The organism is Pseudomonas abietaniphila, from assembly GCF_039697315.1.
Taxonomy (GTDB): Bacteria; Pseudomonadota; Gammaproteobacteria; order Pseudomonadales; family Pseudomonadaceae; genus Aquipseudomonas; species Aquipseudomonas abietaniphila_B.
Genome location: NZ_CP155619.1, coordinates 887,427 through 901,220 on the forward strand (window position 1 = coordinate 887,427; position 13,794 = coordinate 901,220).

Annotated in this window: 14 protein-coding genes; 3 read left to right on the forward strand and 11 right to left on the reverse strand. The window is 54.8% G+C overall.

What is annotated here, in order from left to right:
• Nucleotides 1–186 precede the first annotated feature (186 nt).
• Nucleotides 187–1,095: an NmrA family NAD(P)-binding protein gene (locus ABDX87_RS03900; RefSeq protein WP_346831688.1), complete on the forward strand. Its 909-nt coding sequence runs from the start codon at nt 187–189 to the stop codon at nt 1,093–1,095.
• A gap of 71 nt (nt 1,096–1,166) precedes the next feature.
• Here ABDX87_RS03900 and ABDX87_RS03905 read toward each other — a convergent pair whose 3' ends face one another.
• The 4 genes from ABDX87_RS03905 to ABDX87_RS03920 all read right to left on the reverse strand — a co-directional run bounded on the left by ABDX87_RS03905 (nt 1,167) and on the right by ABDX87_RS03920 (nt 3,136).
• Nucleotides 1,167–1,685 (reverse strand): DUF1993 domain-containing protein, encoded by a 519-nt coding sequence (locus ABDX87_RS03905; RefSeq protein ID WP_346831689.1) that lies wholly within the window; start codon nt 1,683–1,685, stop codon nt 1,167–1,169.
• Between the two features lie 72 nt (nt 1,686–1,757).
• Nucleotides 1,758–2,276 (reverse strand): carboxymuconolactone decarboxylase family protein, encoded by a 519-nt coding sequence (locus ABDX87_RS03910; protein ID WP_346831690.1) that lies wholly within the window; start codon nt 2,274–2,276, stop codon nt 1,758–1,760.
• 76 nt (nt 2,277–2,352) lie between these two features.
• Entirely contained in the window at nt 2,353–2,664 is a 312-nt protein-coding gene (locus ABDX87_RS03915) for a LysR family transcriptional regulator (RefSeq protein WP_346831691.1), read from the reverse strand.
• A gap of 46 nt (nt 2,665–2,710) precedes the next feature.
• Nucleotides 2,711–3,136 (reverse strand): hypothetical protein, encoded by a 426-nt coding sequence (locus ABDX87_RS03920; RefSeq protein WP_346831692.1) that lies wholly within the window; start codon nt 3,134–3,136, stop codon nt 2,711–2,713.
• 340 nt (nt 3,137–3,476) lie between these two features.
• Between ABDX87_RS03920 and ABDX87_RS03925 the strand changes: the two genes are divergently transcribed.
• Nucleotides 3,477–4,442: a GlxA family transcriptional regulator gene (locus ABDX87_RS03925; RefSeq protein ID WP_346831693.1), complete on the forward strand. Its 966-nt coding sequence runs from the start codon at nt 3,477–3,479 to the stop codon at nt 4,440–4,442.
• 22 nt (nt 4,443–4,464) lie between these two features.
• Here ABDX87_RS03925 and ABDX87_RS03930 read toward each other — a convergent pair whose 3' ends face one another.
• The 6 genes from ABDX87_RS03930 to ABDX87_RS03955 all read right to left on the reverse strand — a co-directional run bounded on the left by ABDX87_RS03930 (nt 4,465) and on the right by ABDX87_RS03955 (nt 10,851).
• Nucleotides 4,465–5,061 carry a glutathione S-transferase N-terminal domain-containing protein gene (locus tag ABDX87_RS03930; protein WP_346831694.1) on the reverse strand — a complete coding sequence of 199 codons (597 nt, stop codon included), beginning with the start codon at nt 5,059–5,061 and terminating at the stop codon, nt 4,465–4,467.
• Nucleotides 5,062–5,103: 42 nt separating this feature from the next.
• Complete coding sequence (locus ABDX87_RS03935) at nt 5,104–5,946, reverse strand: class I SAM-dependent methyltransferase (RefSeq protein WP_346831695.1); 843 nt, start codon at nt 5,944–5,946, stop codon at nt 5,104–5,106.
• A 95-nt stretch (nt 5,947–6,041) separates the two neighbouring features.
• The gene (locus ABDX87_RS03940) at nt 6,042–6,584 is read right to left on the reverse strand and encodes a carbonic anhydrase (RefSeq protein ID WP_346831696.1); all 543 of its coding nucleotides are present in this window, start codon (nt 6,582–6,584) and stop codon (nt 6,042–6,044) included.
• Nucleotides 6,585–7,069: 485 nt separating this feature from the next.
• Nucleotides 7,070–9,319 carry a molybdopterin-dependent oxidoreductase gene (locus tag ABDX87_RS03945; RefSeq protein WP_346831697.1) on the reverse strand — a complete coding sequence of 750 codons (2,250 nt, stop codon included), beginning with the start codon at nt 9,317–9,319 and terminating at the stop codon, nt 7,070–7,072.
• Between the two features lie 263 nt (nt 9,320–9,582).
• Nucleotides 9,583–9,921: a muconolactone Delta-isomerase family protein gene (locus tag ABDX87_RS03950; protein ID WP_346831698.1), complete on the reverse strand. Its 339-nt coding sequence runs from the start codon at nt 9,919–9,921 to the stop codon at nt 9,583–9,585.
• A gap of 33 nt (nt 9,922–9,954) precedes the next feature.
• Nucleotides 9,955–10,851: an NmrA family NAD(P)-binding protein gene (locus ABDX87_RS03955; protein ID WP_346831699.1), complete on the reverse strand. Its 897-nt coding sequence runs from the start codon at nt 10,849–10,851 to the stop codon at nt 9,955–9,957.
• A gap of 245 nt (nt 10,852–11,096) precedes the next feature.
• Here ABDX87_RS03955 and ABDX87_RS03960 point away from each other — a divergent pair, with 245 nt between their 5' ends.
• Nucleotides 11,097–12,026: an AraC family transcriptional regulator gene (locus ABDX87_RS03960; protein WP_346831700.1), complete on the forward strand. Its 930-nt coding sequence runs from the start codon at nt 11,097–11,099 to the stop codon at nt 12,024–12,026.
• A gap of 66 nt (nt 12,027–12,092) precedes the next feature.
• Here ABDX87_RS03960 and ABDX87_RS03965 read toward each other — a convergent pair whose 3' ends face one another.
• The gene (locus tag ABDX87_RS03965) at nt 12,093–13,733 is read right to left on the reverse strand and encodes a methyl-accepting chemotaxis protein (protein ID WP_346831701.1); all 1,641 of its coding nucleotides are present in this window, start codon (nt 13,731–13,733) and stop codon (nt 12,093–12,095) included.
• Between the last annotated feature and the right edge of the window lie 61 nt (nt 13,734–13,794).

Genomic DNA, 13,794 nt, shown 5'->3' on the forward strand with positions numbered 1-13,794 from the left:
GTAACCGCAGAGCTGCATGCGCAATCGTCTGGCTCAATCCCTGATCCGACAATGGGCATCGCCAACAAGGTGCATTTACCCTGGTCAGGGCAATCTCCAATGTTAATATTATGATATAAATACTAAGAGTTTTTCCTTCCCGCTTTGCTTCGCCACACGTGAAGCTTAACCACGAGGTATCCAGCCATGAACAGCGACAAGCCCATTCTAGTCACAGGCGCTGCGGGTAACATCGGCGCGGTCGGCAACACCATCACATCTTTACTATTAGAGCGGGGCTTTGCAGTGCGCGCAATGGTTCATCGGGACGATGATCGAGCGCAAAGCCTACGCGATAAAGGTGCTGAAGTTGTGATAGGGGATCTTTTAGACCTTAACGACATGCACAGAATAATTGAAGGTTGCGGCACCCTCTATTTTGGTATGTCCGTGTCCGATCAATACCTTGAAGCCAGTATCAACGTTGCGGCTGTCGCTCTGCACCACAAGGTTGAAGCCTTTATAAATATGTCTCAAATGACACTTTCCCAAATGAGTATCACTGAAACCACAGACAGTCCTCAGCACAAACTCCACTGGCTGGCTGAGCAAGCTCTGAATTGGTCCGGATTGCCCGTGGTCCATGTAAGACCAACCGTATTCATGGACGGATTTTTTTTGAAGTTTTCCGCCCCCACCATTAAAACGCGTGACGCCTTGCTTCTTCCGTTTGGCGAAGGCAAAACCTCCCCTATTGCGGCGACAGATGTGGCCCTTGCGGTAACTGAAATTCTTGTCAACCCGCAACCTCACCTTGGGGAGGTCTACCATCTCACGGGCCCTGAATGTGAAGATGTCAGGTACTACGCAAGCGTATTCACGGAAGTTTTGGGGCGCCCAATTACCTACACGGACGTGCCGGTCGCGGCATGGCGTGAGGCGGTGAAAGGCGCCGGGCTACCCGACCATGTCATTGACCACCTCTCCACGATGGGAGACCTCCACCGTGCGGGCCGGTATGCCCGAATGACCGACGATTTCGTCAAGCTCACCGGAAAGGAGCCCATCACTGCGAAGACATTTATCGAGAGGCATGCGGCCAGTTTTGCTAAATAAGTCCGCGGACGTCATCTCGGCCTCTCCTGAAAACGCCCCGAAATCCGGGGCGTTTTTTTTAACCGAGGGGTTCAACCGTGAGGCGTCATATGGGGAAACCGACCCAGATAATCCATCTTACCCAGCGGCACCCCTTTGTGACGCAGGATGTCGTACGCGGTACTGAGATGGAAAAAAAAGTTGGGAAGCGAAAACTGCAAAATGTAGTCCTGGGGGGAGAAAGTCAGTGTCCCATAGGGAATGACCAGCGAGACAGGTGCACCAGCGCTGGCCTGGAACGGCTCTGCGTGAAGTCCCTCCAGAAAGGATACTGTCGCCGCGATGCGCTTGCGCAAGTCGTCGATGGACACTTCATCATCGTTGAACACGGGCGCTGCGACTCCCGAGAGCCGCGCGGCGCAGCCTTTGGCCATATCCGTGGCGACCTGAATCTGCCCCCTGAGCGTGAACATGTCGGGTGCAAGGCGCGCCGACACCAGCTCTGCCATCCGTTCGTCACTGCCTGCAAAAACCTGAGCCTTGTCGAGCCAGCGCAACAAGTTACTGAATCCTCTGAGAAAAACGGGCACGGATATATCGTAGTTGTTCATGCCGCAGGCCACTCCAAAGGTTTTAAAAACGGAAACGTCAGGCGCTGAAACCAGCACCTGACGGTGTAGCGGTCAGATTTCTACGGAAGGAAAATCCAGAGTGGTGTGAGCAACGTTGTTGAGCAAATTGGTGAAAACCAGCAAGGTCACCTGCGAAATAATGTCTACCAACACTGAGTCGGTGAGGCCTTGCGCGCGAGCTTCGGCCAGCATGTCATCGCTGATGTGACCGCGGGTCGAGGCCACGGACCGAGCGAAACGAGCATAGGCATCGAGGCTGCCATCTCGCGCATTGGCGATTTCAGCATCCGACATTCCGACCTTGGACCCGACAAAGCTATGCACTGCGCTGCAGTATTCGCAGCTGTTCACCTGGGAGACCGCAAGCGAAACAGTCTCACGTTGCTTAGGCGTAAGCGACGTTTCTTCGTTGGCTTGGTGAAACTGTAGATAAGTGGCCAGGGCGGCGGGAGAATGCGCCAGTACCTTGAACACGTTGGGAACCATTCCATAGGCTCGTTTGACATTATCCAGCAATGGACGAGCGCCCTCTGGGGTCTGGTCATCCGAAAGTACACTGATACGCGTCATTAATAATCACCTTTATATGGGCCGGGCGATAATCGCCAGCGAATTAAGAAAAACACACCATTACCACCAGGAGTTGCTAATACTCAGGTGCACTCTCCGGACCGGTACGACACTCATTGACAATCCCTTGAATGGCACTCATTGACGGCAGAAGTGCCGCCGCCAGTTCAACTGCTTTAGGGGTGGGCCGCATGCCTCGCGGGCCGATCCGAACAAACAACGGATCATTGAACCGCGTTCGTAATCTTGATAGTGAACCACTGATCGCAGGTTGTTTCAGATTGAGGCATTGAGCCGTCTTTGAAACACTCCGCTCCCTGAACAACACCATGAATACAACCAACAAGTTCAGATCAATACCTGCGAACTTGTTTTCATCGATAGTCATTTCCTACAACACCCGTTGAGCGCATCGGACAGCGATGCGCCCGATATCATTTAGCGGGAGGATTCAGCAACAAGCCAAGGGGTGAGAGTGGACCCACGGGAATGAATTCGAACGATATCAGCCCCGCTTTATCAAGGGGCATTTTCGCGAAGATCGCCTTGGCCTCTTCAACGTTTGTCATGTTCAGGACAAACACCACACCCAGTTTATCGTTGCGCACATTCCACTGTTCAATTTTGCCATCCAGATGAAGCTGTACGGTTTCGCGTACTTCCTGAGGCAATACTGCATTGATAGCCTCTTGCGTCGACCCGGGTGTGACAGTACCCACGGCAATGATCTTAGTGGTGGGCACTTTTGGAAGCGGTGCAGCCGATACAGCGGAGAGCGTGCAAGCTGTAAGCAATGTTGCGGAAACTAACGCCATCAGGCGGGTTTTAGTCTTGGAAACGCGAGATGTAAACTTCATCATTTATCCTCTGGTCATGGGTATGCACGTCTGAAGCGAGCAACAGGCAATTCGTCGCCGTCAACACAACTGTGTTGCGCATGCAGCATTGCGTTGAATCAAGAGCGTTCTGACGCGATTGTCCGTGATGGCATTTTTATAACGATGGCTCCTAACGGATCATTCACATCAGATTGCATTTAAATGTTGCGGTGAGGTGTAGTCTGATCCCTTGCTCACCAGAACTCCATGTCGTAGTTCCCTCCTTTTATGTCACTGTGTCGCTGACGGGTCTCCTGCCTTGCAGCTGTCCTTCAACTTGTGAGCTACTAGCGCAAATGAATCGTTCCGGGCCATTTGCGTGATGAAAATTACAATCCTTGCTATAGAAGGTGTGTTCGATACAGGCCTTACCGTTCTGCTGGATGCATTCGCCACGGCCAACGATCTGGGCATCTTGCTGCTCGACACCTCTCCACATTTTGACGTGAGCACGGTAGGGGTGCGCCCCTCGGTTCATACTGCCAGGGGACTGGAAGTCCCGGTTCGCCCTGTCGCATCTCAAATGCGCCCGGACTGGGTCATCATCCCGGCGCTCAACACGCGAATGCCGGAGGAGTTGGTCGAATCCCTTGGCCGCTCTGACATGCTCGATGCCAAACAGCAATTGCTGACCTGGCATGAGGAAGGGGCCGGCATTGCAGCTTCCTGTATCGGCACATTCCTGTTGGCAGAAACGGGTTTGCTCGCAGGCCATGAGGCCACGACAAGCTGGTGGTTAGGGCCATTCTTCCGGCAGCGTTATCCCGAAATTCTTCTGGATGAATCACGCATGCTCGTCCCGGCATCCCGGCTTGTCACAGCAGGCGCTGCGATGGGGCACCTGGATCTTGCGCTGTGGATCATTCGCAAGTTCAGCCCTGAACTGGCGACCCTGGTGGCGCGGTACATGCTGGCCGATTATCGATCCCAGCAAGCCCCTTACATCATTCCCGAGCATCTTGCTCATTCCGATCCCTTGATCGAAAACTTCGAGCGGTGGGCTCGCAGCCAGCTCAGCGCAGGCTTTTCACTTCAAAATGCCGCCAAAGCCCTTGCCACTACTCCCAGAACGTTACAACGGCGCACCGAAGCCGTTTTGGGTAAGTCACCTTTAGCTTTCTTTCAGGACATGAGGGTCGAGCGAGCGCAGCACTTGGTGCGCACGACGAACATGGATATCGAAGCGATCGCCACGGAAGTCGGTTACGTGGATGGAGCAACCTTGCGCACCCTGCTCCGCCGGCGGTTGGGACGCGGTGTCCGCGAGCTGCGAGCAGACCTGCGCTGACAGACATTCACTTTGGCTGGCCTCATTTGAAAGGGGTCATCTGGAAACTGCTTCGCACTGACAGCCGTTCGTGCAAATCGCGCAAACTCAAAAATCTGCTTTGCCAGTCATTGAGCGGTGCACGAAATGCCAGATACGAAAGCGCTACGCCAATCACAATTTCCCCTAAGGTGAACGCTTCGCAAGTACGTGCCTGGGTAATGTCGTTCAACCGTGCAAGTGATCGCGCGATTGCCTGCTCTCGCCTACGTCCGAAAAAAGAATCGCGCATCTGCGCCCCTTCAAATTTTTCGTTGACAACATGCGTGAAAGCAGCTTCCATCAGACCCAGACCCAATCCCACAAGCTGCACACAACGAAGATCGCCTGCAGGTTGCAACGACGACAGGCTGGATAATGAGTCGAGGTACTGAGCAATCAATAAAGATTCGGTGATGGCGACACCATCGTGAGTCAGCAATACCGGAATTCTGCCCGCCGGATTATGCTCCAGAAGCCTCTCATCATCAGCCCATGGATTCGACCACACGAGCGATACCGACTCGCTCAGGCCTTTTTCGAGCGCAACGATTCTGACCAACCGAGAATAGGGTGATGAGTCATTGATAAATAATTTCATGAGCCGATACCGGACCGAGCGGAGCACTGGAATGGGAGTGGATCATGACTGCTTTACGCAAACGGCCATGACCAGTCGGGCCCTGCCCTGCCTGAGACTGCGGGCAAAATTTTCGGCCATCAGGGCAAAGCGATCGCCCATGGCGAGCTTGAGGGACGGACCCGCTTGAGGCATATCCATGCTCGGAAGCCGGATGTTTTCAATCCACTGAACAATGTCGTTTGTGACATCCGACCAATGATCAATCGCGAAACCGCTATCGGCCAACACAGCTCGGGTCTCGGATTCCGTCAGCAAGAAACTCTGTTCCGAGCGTTCTGCCCAGGGAACGGGATAAAAAGGCTCAAGTCCGTCATCCACTGCGAGCACATCGAAAAATCCAAAACGGCTGCCGGGTTTCAGAACCCTGAAGACCTCTCTGTAAGCGGTTTCTCGATCGCTGATATTCATGACCACATGCTGCGTGTATGCCGCATCGAACTGCTCGTCGGCGAGCGTTAAACCGCACAGGTTGCCAACCTGGTAATCGACCTGCCTGGCCATCCCGGTGCGCTGCGACAGCAGCTGAGCCACCGCCACGAATGAATCGGTCAAGTCCACGCCCGTGACATGGCAATCGTAGGTTTGAGCGGTGAACCGTGATGGACCACCCAGGCCGGAACCTGCATCGAGTACCTTCATTCCAGGCTTGATATTCAACATCGCGATGAAATCAGCAGTCGCTTTCAGACCACCGCTGTGAAATTGATCGAACGATGCCAGCTGCTGGTGAGTAAGAGGGCCATCGCCCAGTTCACTGAGCATGCGTTGGACACGCGCCACGAGGTCTTCACTTAAAGCATCCGCCTGGTAGTGATCACGGACGGGGTTGGACTCATCGTTCATAGCACACCTTAGAGTTGCTCTACGTTCCAGGGGGTTACAACAGTGCGTCGCGCACTTTGGCAGCGGTGACGCACAAGGTTCGCTGAGTGAGGCCGTTATGCGTCAGGGCGCAGCTGGGCCGGAGGAACCACGACATTCACTCGACCCGTGGCGACGTCATAGACCAGTCCGGTTACCGTGAATCCACCAGGCAAGCTGGGGTTGGCCTTCAGCTTGGCGACGTCAATGGCCACCGCCTCGTAGGGATCGGCAATGGCCAGGCTGTCCAGGTCTTTGGTTTCAACGCCAAGATTCTTGGCAAGCAGATCGGGAACCAGATGGCGGCATGGACCAATCCCGCAGTCGGTGTGATGCAGCACGATCAAATTCCATCCGGGGCCAATGTCTTTTCCTTGCGCCGCAGCAAGCGAGCGCACAATGGCCATGTTCTGGAGAGCCGGCGGATTGATACGGCCGCCCACGTTGCGAATGATGGCGGCCTCACCATGTTTGAGCCCCAGCACTTCGGCGGGATCGACACGCGGGTCGACACAACCAATGACTACGGTCTTCATGGAAGGCATCATTTTCAGTTCGGCATTGAAACCCTCGGTGGCGAAGGCTTCGTTGCGTTGCATCAGATCATCGATAACGCTCATAACAGATTCTTCCTATAGCTGATAAGTAATTAGCGAAGCCGTCCTCGAACCGGGAACGCCTTCGTCGCTGGGGAAAATTATCGGTTGTTAAAGAACGAGGCGGTATTTTCGAAAATGACAAGTTTGGGATCGTTTACGTCATTCGATGCGCACTGAATGCCACTAACTCGCGAGTGCTCCTGTTGGAGACACGCTACCGCCCCTCCGAAGCCGGACGCTGCCAAAAGGCTCAGCCGACATTGCTTCGCGCACACCAATCGGCCACATTTCCTAAAGAAAGGGATCCGTGCAGTTAGCGACAGAAATTGCTGGCTGGCGCAGAGACTAGACGGGGCGGCTGGGCCGGCCAATGTCGAACCATCCCAATGCTTTATCCATTCGTTCGAACCGCTTGCGATGAGGTGTTCTTGCAAACTGTTCCGTGCGTCCCGCTCGGTCTAAAGCTGTGCCTGATGCTCGTTTTCCGTCGGCGGTTGCAGCAACCCTCAACGCCGACTGGCGAACCTGATCGCTGTGGAAGATACGTTGTAAAGGATCTCAGGCCCCGTGGACCCTATAGTGAACGCCAGGAGATCCTCGACTTTTTCAATGTTTACCAGGCAACTGTTGATGGTCGGGGACTGACTCAATGAAGAAGTGCCGCCGTCGCTGGTAACGGTGCAAGGATTGCCGTAACGGCTGATGCCGTATCGGTCTGTAACGTCTAGAAGCTCTAACGAGGAATCATGCGACACCTGAAGAACTCCGCAGCTCACGTCCGTGGAGGTCAATACCCTGGCTATAAACCCTCCGCGTGCGTTGGAGACCATGCTCAAGTCCCCATCCTGTAGCTGCAAGAGAAATGCATCCCTTGGATTGATCCGGACAGATCCGTGCCTGCGTTCATGGGTGGGGCCGGTCGTATCCTCATTGCCCCTTGGTGGGTCCGCTGAGAGCAGATGAAAAGGGTAAACGGCTGCCAGACTGCTCCCAAGCCACTCGCGTTTTTCGTACCATGCAGGGTGTCCGCCACAGTCCCGATAACCGAAATCTGCAATGGTCTTTGAAAAGAGTTCGACCTTCCCGGAAGGCGTCTTCAGCGGATAAGTTTCGGGTGCCGACAGGAAGCGCTCAAAGGATTCGGCGGTCTCTTTCAAAGCGCGATTACCCGGCGTGCGCTCCTTCAGCGCTCTCTGGCTGAGATGGGCAATCCACTCGGTAGCGCATCTGCCACGGGAAAACGATTGGCCAAATCCAAGCTTGTCGGCGAGGGCAGAAAAAATGTCGTAATCGCTCCAGGCCTCTGGCAACGATTCAGAAAAAAAATCGGTATGAGCGCGCTCACGCGTTTCGGCCAGGTCAAAATCCTTGAGTTCAGCAGGGGGCAGATGTGGCAACACGATGTCCGCGAAGCGCGAGGTCGGTGTCCAGCTGGATGCATGACACACCACCGTTTCTGGAGAAGCCCAAGCTGCACGGAGGTGGTTGAAATTTTGCGGGTTGGCGGTATCGGCGACGAGATAGACAAGCCCAATATCTGGATAACGGATAGTTGCTCCATTGAGCTGAAAAACGCGACCAGGCGACTCGAGCATTTCGGCCAGACGCCCAAAAGGCACGAGTCGGAATGAATCCGGGCACGGACCACTCTCGGAGCCGAAGACGAATGGCCACATTGGCCGCTGCGCATGTGCGTCGTGATTCTTACACTCCATCAACAAGCCAGCGTTCGCAGCTCCGAGGTAGCCGAGCGCCGCGACCAGCGCGATGGCAGCCCACAGGACCTGTTCTCCATGCTCGACGCTCAGCACGGAAGCAGAAAGCTGCACCACACAAGGCTCTGCCGCCATAAGCCTGGCAAGCATCAGGAGATCTTCTTCTGGTACGAGCGATTGGGCGGATGCCCAGCCAGCATTTTTGGGTATGCCGTCTGTAACGCCCAAAACGTAATCGGCAAAGACGTCAAATCCTGTGCAATACCGGTCCACAAAAGCCCGATCGTAGAGCTCTTCCTCGATGAGTGTGTGAATCAGGCACAACATCACCGCCACTTCACTCGCAGGGCGGCACTTGAGCCAGCACGCTCTTAGTCTGATATCGATACTGTCACGCACAGGACCGATATTGACGACAGGTATGCCTTTATCGGCGACGGACTTCGCACGGATAACGGACTCCGGATGAGCATCTGAACCGAACGACAAGGTTGACTGGCCGCTACCGGCGAAACACACAACTCTCTTGCAGTTTTCCAACACTTGCGCATCCGCGAGGCGAGGCAGCACATCACCGATGACATGGTATGCCAGCGTTTCCTCAACGGTGAATGGATGGGTATAGGTGATGTCCGGAGAATCCCCCGAATACCGCAAGAAGCGCTGAAGCTGGGATTGTGGATCGTGAAACAAGCCCCCTTCAGACCTGGAAAAGGTACCTCCGTAAATGCTGGCTCCGGCGGCTTTGGTGCTCGCGATTGCCTCTGCCACTCGCTCTAGCGCTTCGTCCCATCCGACCGCCACAAAAGGTTCCTGCCCCCGTTCCGCGCACAAACCAGTCCCGGATCGATCGTAATAACTTTTACGAATCATTGGTTGGAGAATCAGGCGCTCAGAGCCAGTAGGCCCTTGAGCTTCAATGGGTGGCAGAAGAGAACCACTTGAACCCGCGTAAGGAGGGCCTTCAACGTCGCTTTCTACGACATGCCGGAAGAATCTTCCGCGCAGCGTCGCCAGACGCAGCAATGAAGCACGTTTCATCTGCTCACTCCTTCAACCCGGCAGGCTATGGATGGAGACAGGAAACCTAAACACCGAAACGCTGATAATCGCCGCTGCGCGGGACGAAGACGATCGCAAGCCCGCTCCCCAGAGAGCGCCTTGAATGCTGCGTTTCAGAAAACAGAAGTTTCGTAGTCATGCGGGACTGCGACTGGGCGGGCCCGGCAGTCGACACTAATGATTCGGATTACATTGAGTGGGTGTTGCGCCAGGACTGTCGGCACGACCTGGCGTCGACACTGTCAGGAGTCTTCCAATATAAATTGAAGTTGCTTCAAAGGACCCAGTGGCGTCAGGTCGAACTTCATCAACCCAGCCTTGCCCAAAGGGAGTGCCTCAAGTAATGCATGCGCTTCTTCCACTGAATCGACATCCATTATGAATACCGGACCGCGTCTGTCTTGCAAGGCATACCACTGGTCAATCTTCCCTTGAAGATACAGCCGAACGGTGGCGGTGACTTCCTGAGGCATGATCGCCTTGAGCTGCTCGAGGTCCGGCGGGTTCACAAACTGGCCGATCGCTAGAACTCGAGTGGTTGGAACGGGCTTCAAATAAGCCGTGTTGCTGTCAGTACTCATACATTCTCCACAACCGCTAGTTGGCATTAGGTCTTAATTGCTACCCGGCATGAATCGATCGCGTTTCTCCTGGACAAACTGCTGCACTGTCATCGGTGGCAAACCGGTGATGTCCTGAATGAGTGAGTCATGTCCCGCGAAAATACCGTTCTGATAGTCTCGGTACACCGCGCTCACATGCTGTATGAAATGCTCCGGTAAACCCAACGCGCTCAGGCGCTGTTCAAAACCCTCAATGCTCTCGGGCACATAACGAATTTCTCTTCCCAGCGCCTCGCCAACGGCTGCTGCGATCTGCTGGTGGTTCATTTCCTTCGCGCCAAAAAGCGGGTAGACCTTGCCGACGTGCCTGGCGGGTTCAAGCAAGATGGCCGCGATCAGCCGACCTTGATCCTCGGCGGCAATCGGCGCATGACGTCCCTCCCCGGCGGGTACTTGAAGAATGCCGTGTTGCGCAATCAAGGGAAGTTGAAAGCCATAGAGCAACCACTCCATAAAGAAGGTCGGCCGCAGATGGGTAGTCGGGATACCGGACCAATTGAACACCTGCTCTGAAAACCAATGGTCTCGAGCGGCATGGCTGGCGGCATCGCGGCGCGCAGATATCTGAGACATATTCACGACGGCCTGCACGCCGGATTCGCGTGCGGCTTCGGCAAAGAAGGCCGTAGCATTCAGAATGCCCGGCTGCATGATCGGGTAAACGAAATACGCCGCGTGTACGCCTTGCATCGCGCTCCGGACGCTATGGAAATCCACCAGGTCACCCAGTGCCACTTCAACCCCACGATCCCGTAGAGCTTGCGCGCGGGCATCGTCGCTGCGCACAAACGCCCTGACTTGAGCGCCTTTCGCGAGCAGATGATCAATCGCATACCCGCCGGTTGCGCCCGTGGCCCCTGTCACCAGAATCCGGTGATCGCTATTCATGTATCCAGTCTCCATCTGTTTGTACTTTTCTGATGGGGTATCCATGAGCATGCATCGCTGGCTGTGCAGCTCGGCAGCGCCGGCATCACACACCACGGGGCGGAAATCGCCTGACGAGTGTGTGTCTAACGACTAAGATTTCCCTGTTGTCTGCTGACGTGAGCTTGAGGCTAGACGCCTTGGGAAAGCCGATCAATGTCAAAAAGTCCGCGTTCTGTGACAAATCGTCCGCGCAGGAGCCCAGCATGAATTCCGACCATTGGCTCAACTACCTCACCGCCGAAGGGATCATCATTTCTCAAAGTTTTCTCAAGGGTGATTGGGGTGTGGAGATGGAAAGTGCCCAAGGCACGTATTTCCACTTCGTTGCTCAGGGAAGCGCACTTTTCGCAACTGAAGGCGGCAAGGAGATCTGCCTTGGGGCTGGCGACCTGATCGTTTTGCCGCGGGGTGATGCTCATGTTCTCAAACGGTTCAAAGACAGCAAGACCCTTTCCCTCGGCCGTTTTATAAGCCACTCAAAAGGGCTTCATCGCCGAGACCCTGATGCCACGAGTTTCATCTGTGGATCGTTCGGCATCGACCGAGACATGGTCATGCCCGCAATCAAATCCCTTCCCAACTCGCTGCACCTCAGGAGCGAGTCGAGGGACCTTCCTTCGGCCATTACCGACACCCTGAAACAGCTGCGCGCTGAGGTGGAACAGTCCAGACTCGGCAGTCAGGTGGTGATCCGACACCTGCTGTCCACCCTGTTCGTGTACGTGTTGCGGGAGTGGTCCGAGAACTCAGCCAAGGAGGCCGGAAACTGGTTTTCGGCCATGCAAAACCCACTCATCGCCAAAGCCCTCGCATGCATCCATGAGAAGCCTCACCACACTTGGACACTGGAGCGTTTGGCGCAGGAGGCCTCCATGTCACGGTCAGCATTTGCGAAACAGTTCCGCGATACCGTAGGTGAAACACCGCATTCCTACCTGACGAGGTGGCGGCTCGGAATTGCAGCTCAACTGCTGGGGCAAACGACGCTGAGCATTGGCGAAATAGCCTATAAGGTTGGCTTTCAATCCGAATACTCATTCAACCGGGCGTTCAAAACAGCGCGGGGCATCACCCCCGCGAAGGCCAGAGAACAACAGCGAGTAGACGCCGTTGGCCCCTTGATTCCGGTTTGAACGCTGCGCCCGCTCGGGCCGCTCACCAAAGCGCCACGTGAAGATCTCGGTGCTCGCTGACACACGCTACAGTTTGAATTTCGCCACCATGCCGTTAAAGGAAATGGCCAGGCGAGAAAGCTCCTGAGTAGAGGCGCTGGTTTGATTTGCGCCCGCCGCACTCTGAGCCGAGAGGTCCTGTATGTTCGTCAGGTTTCGGTCTACAGATCGCGCAACTTGCGCCTGCTCTTCCGCAGCGCTGGCAATAATGAGGTTTTGCTCGTTGATCCGCCCTACCCCGTCACTGATACGCTCCAGCGCTGCTCCCGCTTCTGTCGCCAAGGATTGTGTACTGAGCGCGAGCGTCTGGCTTTTTCCCATAGCCTGCACTGCTTCATCAGCGCCCTGTCGCACCTTGTTGATCATCGATTCGATTTCACCGGTCGAATCTTGAGTACGATGCGCCAAAGCACGGACTTCATCGGCTACCACCGCAAACCCGCGACCTTGCTCACCGGCTCGCGCAGCCTCAATTGCAGCATTCAGCGCCAGCAAGTTGGTTTGCTCTGCAATGCTTCGAATGACATCCAGCACCTTCGTGATATCCCGGATCTGGCTCGCCAGGTTTTGAACACGCTGGGTAGAGTCAGTGATCTCCAGCGTCATGGTATCCATGGCCGTGATCGCTTGCTTGACCTGGCCCTGGCCACTGATAGCTTCTTCTGCAGTCTGCGCAGAAGCCTGCGATGCATTGGCCGCACTGCGAGCAACCTCCTCAGCGGCAGCTGTCATCTGATTAACCGCAGTGGCCGCTTGTTGGATTTCATCATTTTGGCGTACCAGCGCCTTCGTCCCTTCGTAGGTGACTGCAGTCAACTCCTCTGCGGCCGATGCCAACTGATCCGAAGCACCTGCTATCTGCTGGACAGTACCCTTCAGGTTGCTTTGCATATTTGCCAACGCCCTGAGCAATTGACCGGTCTCGTCCTTTCCACCTTCGACAATGGGGTGAGTCAGGTCGCCGTCAGCCACCTTGGCGGCGCTGTGCATGGACTCAAAGATGGGTTGGGTGATGACGTTCGTCACTACAAGACCGAGCCCAATTGCGCTGCCAACGGCGACGAGTGACCCCACCAGTAAGATCCATGTCGATTGGCGGTTGGTCTCTACGCCCGTTTCAGCAGATTCGTTCGCTTGCCGACCATTGGAAGAAATGATGATGTCCAACTCTTCTGTCAGTTTTTTGTACACGGGCTCAAACACAGCGCTGATCAATCTGTCGAGTTGCTCAGAATCCCCGCTGCGTAGAGCGCCGTTGATATCTCTGATGGCGGCGGTATACGTGACCCAGTCACGCAGAAAGGCATCCCCAGCCGTTCGCTCGTCATCGTCTAACGGTGCAGTGCGATAAGCATCAAAATCTTTTTTAGCCTGGATAACGTTCTCGTCAACGCCCCTGAGAGACTCTTCAATCTCCCGCTGAGGCATCTTTCTCGTCGTAGATGCGATAGCCTTGAACATATTCCCACTGGAAGCAGTAACATTACTCTTTACCGAGGCAATCTTGGTGATGCAATACAGATTGTTGTCAACAGAATCACGAAACAAGTCGTAAAGCCGTGAGATCCCCGACTGCCCTAATACCGCCACCACAATTGTAATGGCTGCACAGATACCAAACGCGGACAGAAGCTTAGGCCTCAATTTCAGATTTTTTATTCCGGACATAGGAGTACTCGACAAAAGAGTTTTAGATGAGGTCTGTGCATTTCATGCGAATTTTTATAGT

What these genes read in the sequence shown, in the direction of transcription:
- ABDX87_RS03960 (WP_346831700.1), top strand. Translation starts at nt 11,097, where the DNA reads ATGAATTCCGACCATTGGCTCAACTACCTCACCGCCGAAGGGATCATC.
- ABDX87_RS03950 (WP_346831698.1), bottom strand. Translation starts at nt 9,921, where the DNA reads ATGAGTACTGACAGCAACACGGCTTATTTGAAGCCCGTTCCAACCACT.
- ABDX87_RS03925 (WP_346831693.1), top strand. Translation starts at nt 3,477, where the DNA reads ATGAAAATTACAATCCTTGCTATAGAAGGTGTGTTCGATACAGGCCTT.
- ABDX87_RS03955 (WP_346831699.1), bottom strand. Translation starts at nt 10,851, where the DNA reads ATGAATAGCGATCACCGGATTCTGGTGACAGGGGCCACGGGCGCAACC.
- ABDX87_RS03945 (WP_346831697.1), bottom strand. Translation starts at nt 9,319, where the DNA reads ATGAAACGTGCTTCATTGCTGCGTCTGGCGACGCTGCGCGGAAGATTC.
- ABDX87_RS03910 (WP_346831690.1), bottom strand. Translation starts at nt 2,276, where the DNA reads ATGACGCGTATCAGTGTACTTTCGGATGACCAGACCCCAGAGGGCGCT.
- ABDX87_RS03935 (WP_346831695.1), bottom strand. Translation starts at nt 5,946, where the DNA reads ATGAACGATGAGTCCAACCCCGTCCGTGATCACTACCAGGCGGATGCT.
- ABDX87_RS03965 (WP_346831701.1), bottom strand. Translation starts at nt 13,733, where the DNA reads ATGTCCGGAATAAAAAATCTGAAATTGAGGCCTAAGCTTCTGTCCGCG.
- ABDX87_RS03905 (WP_346831689.1), bottom strand. Translation starts at nt 1,685, where the DNA reads ATGAACAACTACGATATATCCGTGCCCGTTTTTCTCAGAGGATTCAGT.
- ABDX87_RS03940 (WP_346831696.1), bottom strand. Translation starts at nt 6,584, where the DNA reads ATGAGCGTTATCGATGATCTGATGCAACGCAACGAAGCCTTCGCCACC.
- ABDX87_RS03920 (WP_346831692.1), bottom strand. Translation starts at nt 3,136, where the DNA reads ATGATGAAGTTTACATCTCGCGTTTCCAAGACTAAAACCCGCCTGATG.
- ABDX87_RS03915 (WP_346831691.1), bottom strand. Translation starts at nt 2,664, where the DNA reads ATGACTATCGATGAAAACAAGTTCGCAGGTATTGATCTGAACTTGTTG.
- ABDX87_RS03930 (WP_346831694.1), bottom strand. Translation starts at nt 5,061, where the DNA reads ATGAAATTATTTATCAATGACTCATCACCCTATTCTCGGTTGGTCAGA.
- ABDX87_RS03900 (WP_346831688.1), top strand. Translation starts at nt 187, where the DNA reads ATGAACAGCGACAAGCCCATTCTAGTCACAGGCGCTGCGGGTAACATC.